Below are 16,940 nucleotides of genomic sequence, written 5' to 3' on the forward strand. Positions count from 1 at the left end.
TTGTTATCTCCAAAAAATCGTTATTTTATCTATTTACTTCTGAAATTATTTACTATATAATGAAAAAAAAAAAGAAAAGGAGCAGAACAATGACGTTTGAACAGTATGTAAAAAATTTAGATGTTCCGCAAAATAATATTGACGTGGTATTAGACACTGACGCATATAACGAGGTAGACGACCAGTTTGCCCTGGCATACCTTTTAAAGTCGCCGGAAAAGCTTTCGGTAAAAGCTATTTATGCCGCGCCGTTTTTTAATGAAAACTCATCTTCGCCGGAAGACGGCATGGAAAAAAGCTATGATGAAATTTTAAAAATTATAAAACTTGCAGGCGCCGCACTGCCCGACGGTTGCGTGTTAAAGGGTTCCCGTAAATATCTGCAGGACGAACATACCCCGGTTCATTCACCGGCAGCACAGGATTTGGCGTTAAGAGCCACTGGTTATTCGCCGCAGAATCCGCTCTATGTTGTGGCAATCGGTGCAATTACGAATGTCGCTTCTGCCCTATTAATTTCCCCTGAAATTAAGGAAAACATAGTTGTTGTCTGGCTGGGCGGCCACGCTTTGGATTTTGGCAATTCCAACGAGTTTAACATGGCTCAGGACGTGGCTGCTGCCCGTGTTGTTTTTGGCTGCGGCGTTCCTCTGGTTCAGCTTCCCTGTATGGGGGTTGTTGATAAATTTTATCTGTCTGAGCCTGAACTTCGCTATTGGATTGACGGCAAAAACGCACTGTGCTCATATCTTACGGAAACGGTAGTTGAAGCCGCCGAGCGGTATGCAAAAGGCCGCGTTTGGTCCCGGGTGATATGGGACGTAACTGCGGTGGCCTGGCTGCTGAATGACAGCAACCGCTTTATGAGTTCCCGTTTAATTGCAAGCCCTATCCCAGAATATGACCACCACTATGGTTTTGACCCTAACCGTCACTTCATCCGCTATGTTTTCGAAATTCATCGCGACGCGCTTTTTGAAGACCTGTTCCAAAAGCTGACGAAATAAAAAAGCATGTTCCCTTTTGGGGAACATGCTTTTTTATTTAAAGAAATTTAGCAATCAAAATCGCGGTCCCAGTCGCGTCTGCCGTCGCAGGGACGTTTGTGTTCACAACCGCAGGGTCGTTTATGCTCACAGTCGCAGTCATGCTTGTGGTTACATCCGCAGTCCCAGTCGTCATCCATTCCGCACGGACGTGCTGCTTCGGTTCCCAAGCCGCTTGCACAATGAATCTTCATGCGAGGCTCTCTCCAGGTTGCGCGGCGGTCACATTCATTTTCATATGTTCTGCACCCACAGCCGCAGCCGTTTCTTCTGCCTGTTATGCACCTAACAATGTTACAGATTCCACACATAAAAAATACCTCCAATAAAAATTTTAAGATGCTTTTCATTCCATCTCACAACATTATATGTCGGGCGCTGTCGCATTGTGCGGAAGCAGGCAGATTATTGCAAAAAGAAATTGCATTTTTGCCATTCTTGTGATAAAATGGATAAAATAATCTTTTTTCTGGTGGTGTATGGTATGAACAAGTTTTTAATTCTGGCCTTTTTATTCTCTATCGGCTGTGTCATTGGCTGGGGGCTTGAGGTTTTGTTCCGTCACTTTTTTACCAAGGAGGGCAAAAACCACTGGATTAACCCCGGATTTTTAGCAGGGCCCTGTCTTCCCCTTTATGGGTTCGGGCTCTGTGCATTGTACCTCCTGGCCGGCTTAGAGCCGTATATCGTGATGCAAAACCAAACGGCCGCCAAACTTGTTTTGTTTGTGGTTATGGCCGCGTGTATGACGCTGATTGAGTATATTGCAGGTGTTATCTTTATTAAAAGAATGCACGTCAAACTTTGGGACTATACCAATAATTGGGGTAATTTTCAAGGCATTATCTGCCCGCTTTACTCCTTTTTCTGGGCAGTTTTGGGGGCGGTTTACTACTTTTTTGTTCACCCCCATATTCTTTCTGCATTAAACTGGTTTTCACAAAATCTGGCGTTTTCCTTTGTCATTGGCATGTTTTATGGCATATTTGCAATTGATTTGTGCTATTCTTTCCGTGTTGTGAGCAAAATCAAGAAATTTGCAGACGAAAACGAAATTTTAGTCCGCTATGAAGAACTGAAAAGGCAAATAAAACAGGGGGCGGAAAGCAGAATGATAAAACCGAGGTTCTTGTTGGCGTTCCATTCTGATATTTCCTTACAGGAAAACCTGAAAAACTATTTGGAAAAACAGCGTGCCGCAGGCTCTGAGGCACTGCGGCAGCTGGTGAAAAAACGGAAAAAATAAAGAATTAAAACGTGGCTTTTTCCCGGAATTGTCTTGGAGAAAGCCCCGTGTGTTTTTTAAACATATTTGAAAAATAATAGACATTGTCAAATTTGAGCATGGCGGCAATTTCGTTAATTGCAAGGTCGGTATTTAATAAGTACCACTGCGCATCTTTTATAATAATATTGTTTTTATACCGCATGGGCGTCATTCCCGTATAATCGGTAAAGCTCCGGATAAACTGCGATTTGCTTAAGCCGCAGAGACTGGCATATTCCATAAGCGTCATTTTATTGTTTTCTAAACTGTGCATAAGGGAAATAACATAATCGAATTTTGCTTCTCCCTCTGTTTTCTTCTCTAGTTCCCTTGAAATTGCAATTAAAATGGAAGCCAAATTGTTTGCTGCGGCGCCAAAATAAAGTTTCTTTTTAAAGGTGAGTTCATTTAGAATGTTTTCGAAATAAATGCTGATATTTGCCTCCGTGTGAATTTTCATGCTTTTTGTCAGTTTTAGTTCCTGTAGAAAGGGAGCCGCTACAAGGCCGTTAAAATGTGCCCAATAAATTTGGGAGTGATACTGACACAAATGAGAATAGCTTTGTGAATCGTAAATATTATAAAAAACCACGTCGCCGGCTTCGGCAAAGCATTCCTCACCGTTCATAACATAGCGGCTTTTACCTTTTAACACATAGTAAAGAAAATAGTCGTTTCTCCCGTTTGGCCGGGTACAGGATAGGTTTTTTGTTTTTAAATTATAATATCCACTTGAAACAACAAACATATTTTCGTCAAAGGTCGTTTGGTCCGACATATCCGGGTGCGTTGTTCTGATAAACATGTTCATCACCTGCGACTTTTTTATAAATTTTAAGTAATAAATCGAATTGACTTTTTTGTATTATATCATCTATAATATTAACTGTCAATAAAAATAAATTTTGAGGTGATTCATTATGAAACTCAGTATGTGGTCGAGCTACTACATGGACTTATCGCCGGAGGACGCCATTTTAGAGTTTGAAAAGAACGGATATTCTTATTGTGAGCTCTCAGACGAGCACGCGGCAGTGCTTTTGGGCCGCGGGGATGCAAAGATAACCGGAGCAAAATTTAAAGCGTTTTGCGACGCACACAATGTGTCGGTTTTGCAGGGGCATTTGTTTTTAACAATCCGGCTTTGTGACGAAAGCAAGCCGGTTGTTGAAACGCTGAAAAACTGGCTCGACTTGTTTGAAGCAATTGGTATTAAAAGCGCGGTTTTGCACTGCGACGGCATGTATGACAGCAACTTTTCATTAGAGGAAAAGCGAGAAAGGAACGCCGCGGTTCTCCGCCAGCTTACCGATTATTTAAAGGGTAAGGATTTGGTTATTTGTTTAGAAAATTTGCGGGAGTTTTGCGAAAATGCCGATGAACTTCTTTGGTACATCAATAAGCTCGGCAGCGAAAACTTAGGAATTTGTTTAGATACCGGTCATTTGAACATATCGCAATTCGGCGATCAGGAAGCGTTTATAAAAAAAGCGGGAAAACATTTAAAAGCTTTGCACATTGCCGACAACGAGGGCGAACGTGACCAGCACATGATGCCCTTTGGCCGAGGAACCGTTGACATTGAAACAGTGGTGTTGGCTTTAAAGGAAATTGGATATGACAAGCTGTTTAACTTTGAAATTCCCGGGGAGCGGAGCTGTCCTCTTGAAGTTCGGGGATATAAGCTCCAATACATCAAGCATTGTTTTAACTATTTAACGAGATGAGTGAATGAAAATTGAAATTATTAATTATCCGCCACGGCGACCCAGACTATGCCATTGATTCTTTAACGGAAAAAGGCTGGCGAGAGGCAGAGCTTTTGTCGCAGCGGCTTGTTAAACTGAACATTGACGATTTTTACTGCTCGCCGCTGGGCAGGGCAAAGGACACAGCAAAACCAACCATGGCAAAGCTCAATGGGAAAATAGAAATTCTTCCGTGGCTTGCAGAGTTTGCCGGCGTAATTTCTTCGCCCTATACAAATAAAAACCGTATTCCATGGGACCTTGCGCCTACCCTTTGGGCCGACGAAGCAGACTTTTACGACCGCAACCGCTGGATGAATCCTTCTTTAATTGCCTCAGGAAACGTAAAAGAGGTATATGACCAGACAACGCTGGGCTTAAGTGAACTGCTTAGAGAATATGGCTGGAGCCGAAACGGCATGCTGTATCGCTGTGATGCAGAAAGCGACAGAACCATTGCACTGTTTTGTCACTGCGGCATGGGGCTGACCATTATATCCTACCTGACAGGCACGTCCCCGTTTCTTCTATGGCACAACTTTTTTCTGCCAACCTCCTCGGTTTCCACCATCGTTACCGAAACGGACAGAAGCGGAAATGCACACTTTCGCTGTGTGCAAATTGGGGATACCTCGCATCTGTATGCTGCCGGAGAAGACATCTCTCAGGCAGGCCTTTATCCGGAATTTGAAAAATAAAAAACAGGCTTCCCCCCCTTTGGTCAACCGTGACCTTTACGGCGGCAGACAACTGTTTTTCATACTCACATCTAGGTGGCTGCCCAGAAACTGGTGTAGCCACCTAGACCTTATTATTGTAAACCGAAAAAGCGCTTATGAAAATTTCAAGCGGCTTTAGCAAGAAAAAACTGGAGGTATTGCAATTTGCTTTGTATTACTTCCAGCTTTTCTTTTGCCATTTAAGCGTGACGTAGCCATCACAATTTTGTGGTGTTTGAAGAGGTGCTATAGCACTCTGCCTGAGGACTGTGGAACTCTCCAACAAACAGAAAGGGATAACCTTTCCATTGCTTGCTAACTAGTATTTTTCTGGAACTTGAATATTAGCTGCGTTATGAAACCTATATTTTTCTGCCATACGCTTCTTCATACAAACCAAATTATAACGGTAACAATCTGCTATGCCATCTGCAAAGGATTCTGCATTACCTTCACTTAACAGCTGAAGCGCTAGAATGACTTGCTTGTTGAGATGTGAAAGAGTATGTTTCCTGGACGAATAATAAGCAAAATGGTGTCCCCATTCGAGAAGATGATTGGTTTCAGATAATATAACATATAAAGGTTTTAACGTAATATGTTTCATTATCAATTCAAAAATATCCGCTAAATAAATAGAGTCAGAGGAAGTAAACCCGTCTGCTAATTCGTCCAATTCTGCTCTAGTAAACTGCGGAGCTGCAACCAAAGCTGCTGGACGAATAATTAATATCATTAGCTGTAAGGCATGAAGGTAACGCAATGCCTTTTCTACATGTCCGGAATTAAAAGTCAACTGATAAAGTTTCGTATCATCCGGTTCTATCACTATAGTGCCTTTACCATTTAACGTCTTTACGAAACCTCTCTGTTCGAGTTCTGACAAAGCCTTTCTGACTGTCGATAAAGAGACATCATACTGGCTAGCCAATTGTTTTTCAAATGGAAGATACATTCCAACAGGATATTCTCCAAGGCCGATTTTTAGATTGATGTCATCAACAATTTTTGAATAATAATAATCCTGACCACGCATAGGGTTCCATGAAAACTTCAAACCAGTTTGTGTAAGACATTTTGGTGTTGTCTCTGACAGGTAATTTAACGTATTTTCAATGGAATCCGTAAGTTTTTGATATATATTCAATAACTGGTTGTACTTTGCGAGTGAATCATTGCCTTTTAAAATATCTATAATTACTCTGGTTGCAGATACAGACCCCTGCAAAAAGTGCTTAGAGAAATAGGGACAATCTTCTGTAAAGAATGCAAGCTTATTATAAAGGCCAAACGTAGAATAGAGTTCGCTGAATAGGGAATTGCCACCTATTCTTAATGTATCATATGCTAGTTTCGAAAGAGAACGCCATCCACCGGCGGCATATCCCAAACGCAATTCTTTCATAGCCTGTTTATAGTGAGGCATTATCTCCACATCACACCCTTGCAAGGCAAAAACCATGAGTGAAGGCAATATTAAAGCAAAAGTCTGATATACCTGTAAAATACCTTCCTTTTGTTTTAAAATCTCGAAAACAGCATTTGATGAATGATAAGTATTTTTTGTTGAAACAACAATCGGCGCAAGACGAGGTTGAATATCAATCAGCCCTTCTTCCCGCAAGGCGTCAAATACGCGGTTAATCGTATATCTGCTTACATGAAATCGCTCGCAGTACATCCTTGAAGATGGCAAAGCCTTTCCCGGAGATATTTGGCCCTCCAAAATATTCTGTTTAATTTCGTTATATACAAAGGTAAATTTTGTTTCTTGTGGTTTCATAACTTGCCTCCTATCTGTCTGAATTATATCATGACGAACCAAATTTGTCATCAAAAATATTCACCTATTTGTACACCTTACCAATATGGATATTGCCAACATATAAGGAAAAGGGTTATAATTAAAATGTAAAATTATAGTGAAAGAGTTTAAGGAACAATGGAAAAACAAAAAATCTTAATTGTGGACGATTCAGAAATGAATCGCGCGCTTTTGGCAGATATCCTGAAAGAACAATATGATGTGGTAGAGGCTGATAATGGTGCAGAAGCAATTTCTCTTCTTTCAAGGCAAAGAACAGATTTTTCCCTTCTGCTTTTGGATATTATGATGCCTGAAATGGATGGATTTGAAGTGTTAGCTTACATAAACAAATACCACTGGAATGATAACTTCGCTGTTATTATGATTTCTGCTGATGATTCCCCTGCAAATATAAAGCTGGCCTACGATTTGGGAGCTTTTGACTATATCAGCCGTCCTTTTGATTCGGCCATTGTCCAGCGCCGAATTTCTAATACGATGTTTTTATATGCGCGCCAGCAGCATCTTGAGAAAATTATCGTAGAACAGGTACACAAGCAGGAAAAAAATAATGAGCTGATGATCTCAATCCTGTCTCACATTGTGGAATTCCGTAACGGCGAGAGCGGATTGCATGTATTGCGTGTGAATACGATTACAAAATATTTGCTAAAGCAGTTGGTTCAGCGCACAAATCAATATCCTTTGTCCGAGGCAGATATTTCTTTAATCAGTACTGCTTCTGCGCTACATGATATTGGGAAAATCTCAATTTCAGATGCAATACTGAATAAACCTGGACGCCTTACGCCAGAGGAGTTCGAAGTAATAAAAACTCACTCAATGGTCGGCGCCAATATGCTACAGGACCTGCCCATTGAGCAGCAGGAATCCCCGCTTGTCAAAGTAGCTTCTGAAATTTGTCGATGGCACCACGAAAGGTATGACGGCGATGGTTATCCGGACGGCTTAAAGGGGGAAGAAATACCCATAGCTGCCCAGGTGGTTGCGCTGGCCGATGTATACGATGCATTGACCAGTGAGCGTTGCTATAAGAAAGCTTATTCGCATGAAAACGCTTTGAAAATGATTTTAAAAGGACAATGTGGTGCATTTAATCCTACTCTTTTATTGTGTCTGCAAGAAATTGCGGATACACTTGAAAGTGAGCTTATGAATACCTCTTCTGAACAAGACACAAAAAATATACAGGATATTAAGAAATAAAATAGACTATGATAGGTTGTTTTAAAGATAAAATATACTTCAAAAAACACAAAAAATAACGTGACTATTGTTTTCTAAAATAGAAAGAGGGCCGCACAGACAACGGTTTAAAAGGAAGGAATTGTGATTATGAATCTAAAAGATTGTTATATAAAATTTGGCGGCGATTTTGATGAGGTATTGGATAGACTGCGGCGTGAACAAACCGTTGAGAAATTTGTATATAAATTTCTCGACGATAAAAGCTTTAACTTATTTGAATCGTCTATGGGTAATAAAGACTATGCTGAAGCTCTTAGAGCCGTTCATACACTCAAAGGAATTTGTCAGAACCTTTCTTTTACCAGATTGTTTGACAGTAGTAGCCTAGTAACAAAAGCGTTAAAGGAAAACGATTGGAATAAGGCTGTCGATATGATGCCGCAGCTATCAAAGGACTACCGTGAAACAATTGATGTTATTAAAGATTTCAAGAAATCCAAGGAGGAATAACATCTATGGTTATCAATAAAAAGAATGTTGCAACACGATTTCTTATATCTAGCTTCATCGGACTTCTGATCTTTAGTATTGCTGTTTTCAGTCTGCTCGGAATCTATATGAGCAGAAAAAGTAAAAAGACCGTTTATGAGATTGGAAATATTTATATGTCTGGAATGAATGAACAGATGTCCAGGCACTTTGAAACTGTGATTAAATTGCGTTTTGATCAAGTTAGCGGCGTTGTTTCTGTTGTCTCAACAGATAACAACGATATAGAAAATCTATATGAGGAACTTATTTACAGGGCACAGGTCAGGGGATTTGACTATTTAGCGCTTTGTTCTGCCAATGGTAAATTTCAGACGCTTTACGGACAATCCATACAGCCACTTAACCCAGAACCTTTTGTAGAAGCATTATTACAGGGGGAACAACGAGTCGCTGTAGGTGTTGACTCTGCTGGAAATGAAGTGGTATTGTTTGGCATTGACGCTGCTTATCCGATGCGCAATGGCGATAAGAGCACTGGTCTGATCGCAGCCGTTCCTCTGGATTATATTACTGATTTCCTTTCTCTAAAAGATGAGGGGCAACTAATGTATTATCATATAATCAGGCCAGACGGCAGCTTTGTAATACAGAACCCCAACTCTGAGTTGTTGTATTTCTTTGAACAACTACAAAAGCAGCTTGGGTTTACAGCAAATGAGTTAACTGTAGAAAATCCTATTGAAGAATTTGGTGCTGCACTAAAAAATCGTGAAGAATATGCAACAACATTTGAAGTAAATGGCGAAGAACGGCAAATTTATGGTATATCGTTACCCTATTCTGAGTGGTATTTAGTATCGGTAATGCCTTATAGTATATTGGACGATGCTATAAATAATCTGAGCAACCAGCGTATGTTTATGACATTATTGTCATGTGTTTCTGTTTTGATTATTCTAACATTGATTTTTCTTCGATATTTTTCTATAACCCGTTCTCAGGTGCATGAATTAGAGGAGGCTCGGCAGATGGCTCTTGAGGCAAGCAAAGCGAAAAGTGAATTTTTAGCTAATATGAGCCATGACATCCGTACACCCATGAATGCAATCGTAGGCATGACCGCGATTGCCACAGCCCACATAGACGACCGGCAACAGGTGCAGAATTGCCTTAGAAAAATCGCAATATCGAGTAAACACCTATTGGGATTAATCAATGATGTTTTGGATATGTCTAAAATTGAAAGCGGCAAATTAACTTTAGCAAAAGAACAAATCTCATTAAAGGAAGTTGTTGAAGGAATTGTTAACATTATGCAGCCGCAGGTTAAAACTAAAAAGCAAACCTTTGACATACATGTTGAAAATATTCTAACAGAAAATGTGTGGTGCGATGGTGTGCGCTTAAATCAGGTTTTGTTAAATCTTTTATCAAATGCAACGAAGTATACACCGGAGGGCGGCTCGATACAATTATCCCTTTCTGAAGAAAAATCTCCGAAAGGAGAAAACTATGTCCGAATTCATATCAATGTCAAGGATAATGGAATTGGTATGTCACCAGATTTTCTGAAAAAAATATATGAATCCTATAGCCGTGCAGATGGTACCAGAATACATAAAACTGAGGGGGCCGGTTTAGGAATGTCGATCACAAAGTACATTGTGGACGCAATGGAAGGAACCATCGATATACAAAGTGAGCCTGATAGAGGTACCGAATTTCTTCTCACGTTTGATTTTGAAAAATCAGTTGCAGTGGAAATGGATATGGTTCTCCCCTCCTGGAATATGCTGGTGGTTGATGATGACGAACTATCATGTACGACAACTATAGACGTACTTAAATCCATCGGAATAAAAGCAGAATGGACATTAAGCGGAGAAAAAGCAATAGAACTGGTAATACGACGCCACAAAAAGAAAGATGATTATCAAATCATTCTATTGGATTGGAAACTGCCAGGTATGAATGGAATTCAGGTTGCAAAAGAAATCCGGCGTAATCTAGGAGATGAAGTACCAATTCTGCTGATGTCGGCATACGACTGGAGTGAATTTGAGGCGGAGGCTCGTGAAGCAGGTATTCGTGGTTTTATTACTAAGCCACTTTTTAAATCCACGCTTTATCATGCCTTGTGTCCGTATATGGACATGGAAACAGAACATGACCAGACAATGAACCAAAATATTAATCTATCCGGTTGTCGTATCCTGCTTGCTGAAGATAATGAGCTTAACTGGGAGATAGCAAGAGAATTGTTGTCCGACTTGGGCATAGAGCTGGATTGGGCAGAAGATGGCCAGATATGCCTGGACAAGTTCCAAAAATCACCGGAAGGATATTACGATGCCATTCTTATGGATATCCGTATGCCGCATATGACAGGATATGAGGCCACAAAAGCAATTCGAGAACTGAATCGTTCTGATGCCTTATCTATTCCAATTATTGCTACGAGTGCAGATGCTTTTTCTGACGACATACAACATTGCTTGGAGTGTGGTATGAATGCCCATATAGCTAAGCCAATCGATGTTTTAGAATTAACTCGCCTGTTAAAAAGATATCTAATATAAATTCAGCCCTAAAAGCGCGTGACCGAAGGCACGCGCTTTTCTACTGATTTTCTCTACTGACATTGGCCTTTTGAGTTTAAGCCTGTTTTTTATATCCGTTTTGCCAAAACGTCCCGTTCATAAGTTCTCACTTCATTCAGCCAGCTTTCCTTAACCGGAACGCCCATTGCCTGACAGTAATAATCCCAAACTGCCGAGAACGGATAGGATTTATATTCCTCCAAAAGCGCAAGCCGGGATGTGAAATCTCCTTCTGCTTCTGCTTTTTTCAGCGTTTCCACGGGCTCAAGCATTGCAAAAATCATAGCCTTAATGGTGTTGCGCATGCCAATCACCCAAGCCGCAATACGGTTAATGCTTGCATCAAAAAAGTCCAATGCAATGTAGGTTTTGCCAAACAGGTCGTTTCGGTTTAATTCCTGCATAATGGCACAAAGCTCATCATCAAAAATAACTACATGGTCGGAATCCCAGCGAACCGGTCTGGAAACGTGAAGCAGCAATTTGTTTTTAAAAGTAAATATGGAAGAAATTTTGCCCGAAATCACTTCAGTAGGATGGAAATGCCCCGCATCTAACGTGAGCATTACATCGTCATGCTGCGCGGCATAGCCCATATAAAACTCGTGGCTTCCCACCACGTAGCTTTCTGAGCCAATGCCGAACACTTTGCTCTCCACCGAATCTATGTTATATGCTGAGTCAATCTTTTCTGCAAAAACTTCGTCTAACGATTTTTTCAACCGCATTCTTGGGCCTAGCTTATCCACTGTAATGTCTTTATAACCATCAGGAATCCAAAGGTTGGTTACGCAGGTCTGTCCCAGCTCCCGGCCAAAATATTCGCCGATTTTCCTGCATCGTTTTCCATGCTCTATCCAGAACCTGCGAATTTCTTCATCTCCGCTTGAGAGGGTTAAACCGCTTTCGCTTTTGGGATGGGAAAAATAGGTTTCGTTAAAATCCAAACCAATGCCGTTTTTTTTCGCCCACGCAACCCATTTTTCAAAATGGGCGGGTGTAAGCTGGTCGCGGTCTGCTTTGTTTCCGTCAAACTCGGCATAGCTTGCATGAATGTTTACTTTGTGGGTTCCGGGTATCAGTGACAGCGCTTTTTCCATGTCGCAGCGGAGCTCTTCTCCGTTTCTGGCCTTTCCGGGATAGTTCCCCGTGGTCTGAATTCCGCCGGTAAGCTCGCCCGCGCCTTCAAACCCCATCACATCGTCGCCCTGCCAGCAGTGCATGGACACAGGAATTTTTTTTACCCGTTCCAACACCTCGTCAGTGTCAACGCCAATGGTTTCATACATCTTTTTTGCAATTTTATAGTTTTCTAAAATGAATTTTTCCAATTACGTCTGCCTCCCAAATATTTTCATTTTGTTTATCATATCATGTAGAAATGCAAAAATCAATATTTGATTTTTACTTCTTGCAAATGAACGGAAAATAAGATATAATAATATTTATGTAATTTTTAGCAAAACCGGGGGTATTTATGTTGATAAAACTGCTGACCAAAATCTTTATAAAAAACAGCGATGATGTGAAAAATCCATCTGTCCGCACAGCTTATGGCGTTTTCGGCGGAATTTTGGGCATTATTTGCAATGTCATTCTGTTTGTCATAAAAACCATTATCGGAACCGCCATTAACTCCATCGCCATCATTTCAGATGCTTTTAACAACTTGTCAGACATCGGCTCGTCAGCCGTAACCTTAATCGGTGCAAAACTCAGCAGCCAGCGGCCCGACAAGGAACATCCTTTCGGTCATGGGAGAATTGAATATATCAGTTCGCTGATTGTGTCGTTTATTATCATTTCGGTTGGCCTTGAGCTGATAAAATCTTCTTTTGAAAAAATTCTTCACCCTGTAGCGCCGGCATATAATCTTGTAATGATTATCATTTTAATTATATCGGTGTTAATTAAGCTGTGGATGTTTTTCTCCATGCGGTATTTGGGCAACAAAATTGACTCTGAAGTTTTAAAAGCCACTTCAAGCGACAGCTTAAGTGATGTGGTTGCAACCAGCGCGGTGATTTTGTCCGTTATCCTGTGTAAATTTCTTCCGCCGGTGGTGGACGGAATTGCGGGCCTGATTGTGGCGGTTTTAATTTGCATTACCGGCGTTCGCGTGGCGTGGAACACCATAAGTACATTATTGGGCTCTTCTCCCGATCCGGCCCTTGCAAAAGCCATTACAAAAATTTTGTTTTCCAACAGGGAAATTTTGGGTATCCACGATTTAATTATACACGACTACGGTCCGGGACGGATTCTTGCCTCTGTCCACGCAGAGGTCTCCTGTGAAAAGTCTGCAATTATGCTGCATGAGATTATCGACGCGTTAGAGGTTCAAATTTTAAACGAAACCGGGGTAGAAACTGTAATTCACACAGACCCTATTTTGGTGGGATGTGAGAAAATCGACGCTGTTAAAGAAACTGTGAAGTCCATTATTACCCAAATAAACCCCGAGCTTGGCATGCACGATTTCCGCATGACTGACGGTAAAAATAGAATCAATTTAATTTTCGATTTGGAAGTTCCCTTTTCACTGACAGATGAAGAGAAAAAAAACACCATCCGCCTAATCAGTGAAAATTTAAAACAGGAAAACCCTATATACTACCCTGTAATTCGGGTGGACTACAAACAGCAATACTAAGGAGGTTATAACATTGAAACAGAAGACAAAAAAGCAAGGCCTTTTTAAACGATTTTTGCCTTACTATAAAAAATATACGAAAGTAATGGTCTTCGACCTGTTTTGCGCCCTTTTCACAACATTCTGCGAGCTGATTCTGCCGCTGATTGCCCGTTTTATCACCGACAATGCGACCAACGATATTGCCGCCCTCACCACCAGAGCAATTCTTTCTGTGGGTGCAATTTACCTGGTGCTGCGCATTATCGACACCGCAGCAAATTATTATATGGCTTCGGTTGGCCACGTTATGGGGGCAAAAATGGAAACGGACATGCGCCGCGATATGTTTGCGCACCTTCAGAATTTGTCGTCTTCCTTTTACGACAACACAAAGGTCGGCCAAATTATGTCGCGAATCACAAACGATTTGTTTGACGTAACAGAGTTTGCCCACCACTGCCCGGAGGAGCTGTTTATTTCTACCATCAAAATTGTAGTGTCGTTCATCATTTTAGGTTCCTTTAACATATGGCTGACGCTGATAATTTTTTCCATCATTCCGCTTATCATTATTAGCACACGATATTTTAATGTAAAAATGCGGACGCAGTTTAAGCGCCAGCGGACACAAATCGGCGAGCTTAACGCACAAGTTGAAGACGCGCTTTTGGGAATTCGCGTGGTACATTCCTTTGCAAACGAAGAATGTGAAAAAGAAAAGTTTGAGGGCGGAAACTCCAAGCTGCTGGACATAAAAAAGGTTTCTTATAAATACATGGCGGGCTTCCAGTCCTCCACAAGGCTGTTCGACGGACTGATGTATATCGTTATTGTGGTGGCGGGCGCATTCTTTATCAAGTATGGTAAAATTACCGCCGGGGACTTCACTGCATATCTTTTATATGCCTCTACGCTTCTTTCCTCCATTCGCAGAATTGTAGATTTTATGGAACAGTTCCAGCGCGGCATGACGGGAATTGAACGCTTTTTTGAAATTATGGACTCTCCCGTTGAAATCACTGACGCTCCAAATGCAGTAGATTTAAATGACGTTTCCGGCGATATTCAGTTTGACAACGTAACGTTTAGCTATTCGTCTGAAAATGAAAACGTTCTAAATAATCTGTCCCTTCATGTGAAGCCCGGCGACACAGTTGCGCTGGTAGGACCCTCAGGCGGTGGGAAAACCACTCTTTGCAGCCTCATTCCTCGGTTTTATGATGTGACAGACGGGACAATTTCCATTGACGGTAAAGACATAAAATCGCTGAAATTAAAGAGTCTGCGTTCCAACATTGGTGTCGTTCAGCAGGATATTTACCTGTTCTCCGGTACGGTGTATGAGAACATTGAATATGGCCGGCCCGGCGCAACCAAAGCAGAAATTATGGAAGCTGCAAAACTTGCCGGCGCTCACGATTTTATCATGGATTTAGAAGACGGCTACGATACATACGTCGGAGAGCGGGGAGTAAAGCTCTCCGGCGGACAGAAGCAGCGCGTCGGCATTGCCCGGGTGTTTTTAAAGAACCCGCCGATTTTGATTTTAGACGAGGCAACCTCCGCCTTAGATAATGAAAGCGAACGCATCGTTCAGGAATCGTTAGAACGCTTAGCTAAGGGAAGGACGACTTTCGTCATTGCACACAGGCTCACCACAATTAAAAATGCTTCTACAATTTTGGTGCTGACGGAAAATGGAATTGAAGAAAAAGGCAACCACAAAGAGCTTTTGGAAGCTGGCGGTCTGTATAGCCACATGTATAGCATGTATCGTTCTTAATTTGTATTTTTTTGTAAAAAGTTCACAGAAACTTCAAATTCTATTTGTTGACTATATTTATGGCAAGTGCTATAATAAGCGTAGAAGCTATAAATTATTCTAAATAACGAGGTGATTAGACAATGAAATCGACAGGAATTGTAAGAAAAGTGGACGAGCTTGGAAGAATCGTACTCCCGATTGAGTTACGGAGAACATTGGACATTGCAGTGAAAGACGCTTTGGAAATTTATGTTGATGAAGGAACAATCATTTTGAAAAAATATGAACCTTCCTGTATATTCTGCGGCAATTCGAAAGATGTTATTAGTTTTAAGGGCAAAAATATATGCCCAAAGTGTTTGGACGAGCTAGGACGGTAAAGGTGACATAAAAAATAAAAACACTGTGACTCATATCACAGTGTTTTTTTATGTTTTAATTATTCTGCAGTGAAAGGCAAAAGCGCGATGTGCCTTGCTCTCTTTATTGCCTCTGTAAGCTGTCTCTGATGCTTTGCGCATGTTCCTGTAATTCTTCTGGGAAGGATTTTAGCGCGCTCAGAAATATATCTTCTTAACTTTGCAACATCTTTGTAATCGATATAATCAACCTTGTCCTGACAAAATGAGCAAACCTTTTTCTTCGCTTTGCGATTTCTCATCATTGGCCTGTCTGCCATTTAAATTACCTCCTTTACAGTTGACTGTTTCAGCTAAAAATTAGAAGGGCAAATCCTCTTCTTCAATCGGCATAAATCCATCAATATCCCCCGCAGCCGGTGATTGACTGCTCTCCTGCTGGGGCGGATATAGCGACGATGACGGCTGGTAAGACGCGCTGGCTCCATTTTCACTTTTGCTCTGTGCAAATTCCCACTGGTCTACCACAACTTCAGTTGAGTAGCGGGTCTTTCCCTCATTGTCTGTCCAGCTTCTTGTCTGGATAGAACCTTCCAGTGCAATTCTGTGTCCCTTTGCAAAATATTTTGAAATGGATTCTCCGGCCTGGCGCCAAGCGATGCAGTTAATAAAATCGGCTTTGCGCTCCTCTCCCTGTTTTACAAACCTTCTGTCGCAAGCAACCGTGAAGCTGCAAACAGGAATTCCGGATGTTGTTGCGCGAAGCTCCGGATCTTTTGTAAGTCTGCCTACCAAAATAACCTTATTCATAGTCGTCAACCCTCCATGCCAATTTTAATTAGCTTCTGGCTTTTTTCTCAATCTTTCTAACGGTAATGCTTCTTAAAAGACCGTCTGTAATGTTGTAAATACGTTCAAGCTCAAGCGGAAAATCAGGTTTTGCGCTGAAATTAATCAGAACATAATACCCTTCTGTTTTGTAATCGATAGGATATGCGAGTCTTCTTTTTCCCCATTCGTCAACAGACTCAATCTCTCCTGCTTCACCGATTAATGTTTTGAACTTATCAACAATACCTGCGATTGCTTCTTCTTCCAAAGCCGCGTCAACTACAAAGATCGTTTCGTACTGATTGATTACTTCTGACATTTTTACACCTCCTTTTGGACTTTGGCCCTAAGCTAACACTTAGAGCAAGGATACACTGCTAAACGCAATGTTAACTACATTATTATATATAATAATACATAGTTTGTCAAGTGGTTTTTGCAATAATTATGTTTTCTGCAGAG

At 41.2% G+C, this 16,940-nt stretch carries 17 protein-coding genes; 10 read left to right on the top strand and 7 right to left on the bottom strand.

Annotated features, from left to right (window positions below; genetic code table 11):
- The first annotated feature begins 89 nt into the window (after positions 1-89).
- Positions 90-1,007, top strand: coding sequence for a nucleoside hydrolase (locus H8698_RS06055; protein WP_249311715.1), 918 nt, complete (start codon positions 90-92; stop codon positions 1,005-1,007).
- Between the two features lie 47 nt (positions 1,008-1,054).
- On the opposite strand, the gene H8698_RS06060 is transcribed toward H8698_RS06055, so the two are convergent.
- Positions 1,055-1,357 carry a hypothetical protein gene (locus H8698_RS06060; RefSeq protein WP_249311716.1) on the bottom strand — a complete coding sequence of 101 codons (303 nt, stop codon included), beginning with the start codon at positions 1,355-1,357 and terminating at the stop codon, positions 1,055-1,057.
- Between the two features lie 173 nt (positions 1,358-1,530).
- Here H8698_RS06060 and H8698_RS06065 point away from each other — a divergent pair, with 173 nt between their 5' ends.
- Entirely contained in the window at positions 1,531-2,292 is a 762-nt protein-coding gene (locus tag H8698_RS06065; RefSeq protein ID WP_177680358.1) for a putative ABC transporter permease, read from the top strand.
- A 4-nt stretch (positions 2,293-2,296) separates the two neighbouring features.
- Here H8698_RS06065 and H8698_RS06070 read toward each other — a convergent pair whose 3' ends face one another.
- Positions 2,297-3,118, bottom strand: coding sequence for an AraC family transcriptional regulator (locus tag H8698_RS06070; RefSeq protein ID WP_249311717.1), 822 nt, complete (start codon positions 3,116-3,118; stop codon positions 2,297-2,299).
- Positions 3,119-3,233: 115 nt separating this feature from the next.
- On the opposite strand from H8698_RS06070, the gene H8698_RS06075 reads away from it, so the two are divergent.
- The gene (locus H8698_RS06075) at positions 3,234-4,040 is read left to right on the top strand and encodes a sugar phosphate isomerase/epimerase family protein (RefSeq protein WP_249311718.1); all 807 of its coding nucleotides are present in this window, start codon (positions 3,234-3,236) and stop codon (positions 4,038-4,040) included.
- A gap of 11 nt (positions 4,041-4,051) precedes the next feature.
- Positions 4,052-4,759, top strand: coding sequence for a histidine phosphatase family protein (locus H8698_RS06080; protein ID WP_249311719.1), 708 nt, complete (start codon positions 4,052-4,054; stop codon positions 4,757-4,759).
- A 340-nt stretch (positions 4,760-5,099) separates the two neighbouring features.
- On the opposite strand, the gene H8698_RS06085 is transcribed toward H8698_RS06080, so the two are convergent.
- Entirely contained in the window at positions 5,100-6,563 is a 1,464-nt protein-coding gene (locus tag H8698_RS06085) for a GntR family transcriptional regulator (RefSeq protein ID WP_249311720.1), read from the bottom strand.
- A 159-nt stretch (positions 6,564-6,722) separates the two neighbouring features.
- On the opposite strand from H8698_RS06085, the gene H8698_RS06090 reads away from it, so the two are divergent.
- From H8698_RS06090 to H8698_RS06100, 3 genes are all read left to right on the top strand, one after another.
- Positions 6,723-7,814: an HD-GYP domain-containing protein gene (locus H8698_RS06090; protein WP_430393568.1), complete on the top strand. Its 1,092-nt coding sequence runs from the start codon at positions 6,723-6,725 to the stop codon at positions 7,812-7,814.
- Positions 7,815-7,943: 129 nt separating this feature from the next.
- A complete protein-coding gene (locus H8698_RS06095; RefSeq protein WP_249311721.1) occupies positions 7,944-8,306 on the top strand; it encodes an Hpt domain-containing protein in 363 nt (120 codons plus the stop codon).
- A 5-nt stretch (positions 8,307-8,311) separates the two neighbouring features.
- A complete protein-coding gene (locus H8698_RS06100; RefSeq protein ID WP_249311722.1) occupies positions 8,312-10,867 on the top strand; it encodes a hybrid sensor histidine kinase/response regulator in 2,556 nt (851 codons plus the stop codon).
- A gap of 89 nt (positions 10,868-10,956) precedes the next feature.
- Here H8698_RS06100 and H8698_RS06105 read toward each other — a convergent pair whose 3' ends face one another.
- Positions 10,957-12,219: an L-rhamnose isomerase gene (locus H8698_RS06105; protein ID WP_283245406.1), complete on the bottom strand. Its 1,263-nt coding sequence runs from the start codon at positions 12,217-12,219 to the stop codon at positions 10,957-10,959.
- Between the two features lie 146 nt (positions 12,220-12,365).
- Between H8698_RS06105 and H8698_RS06110 the strand changes: the two genes are divergently transcribed.
- From H8698_RS06110 to H8698_RS06120, 3 genes are all read left to right on the top strand, one after another.
- Positions 12,366-13,541 carry a cation diffusion facilitator family transporter gene (locus H8698_RS06110; protein ID WP_177680367.1) on the top strand — a complete coding sequence of 392 codons (1,176 nt, stop codon included), beginning with the start codon at positions 12,366-12,368 and terminating at the stop codon, positions 13,539-13,541.
- Between the two features lie 7 nt (positions 13,542-13,548).
- Positions 13,549-15,306, top strand: coding sequence for an ABC transporter ATP-binding protein (locus tag H8698_RS06115; protein WP_249312266.1), 1,758 nt, complete (start codon positions 13,549-13,551; stop codon positions 15,304-15,306).
- 122 nt (positions 15,307-15,428) lie between these two features.
- Positions 15,429-15,668 (top strand): AbrB/MazE/SpoVT family DNA-binding domain-containing protein, encoded by a 240-nt coding sequence (locus tag H8698_RS06120; RefSeq protein WP_249311723.1) that lies wholly within the window; start codon positions 15,429-15,431, stop codon positions 15,666-15,668.
- Between the two features lie 59 nt (positions 15,669-15,727).
- Here the strand turns inward: H8698_RS06120 and rpsR are convergent, their stop codons facing one another.
- From rpsR to rpsF, 3 genes are read right to left on the bottom strand one after another with little or no spacing between them, the layout of a single operon-like run.
- Positions 15,728-15,967: a 30S ribosomal protein S18 gene (gene rpsR / locus H8698_RS06125; RefSeq protein WP_249311724.1), complete on the bottom strand. Its 240-nt coding sequence runs from the start codon at positions 15,965-15,967 to the stop codon at positions 15,728-15,730.
- 40 nt (positions 15,968-16,007) lie between these two features.
- Positions 16,008-16,457 carry a single-stranded DNA-binding protein gene (locus tag H8698_RS06130; RefSeq protein ID WP_249311725.1) on the bottom strand — a complete coding sequence of 150 codons (450 nt, stop codon included), beginning with the start codon at positions 16,455-16,457 and terminating at the stop codon, positions 16,008-16,010.
- Between the two features lie 28 nt (positions 16,458-16,485).
- The gene (gene rpsF / locus H8698_RS06135) at positions 16,486-16,797 is read right to left on the bottom strand and encodes a 30S ribosomal protein S6 (protein ID WP_249311726.1); all 312 of its coding nucleotides are present in this window, start codon (positions 16,795-16,797) and stop codon (positions 16,486-16,488) included.
- Between the last annotated feature and the right edge of the window lie 143 nt (positions 16,798-16,940).

Origin of the sequence: Congzhengia minquanensis, from assembly GCF_014384785.1 — a bacterium.
Taxonomy (GTDB): Bacteria; Bacillota; Clostridia; order UBA1381; family UBA9506; genus Congzhengia; species Congzhengia minquanensis.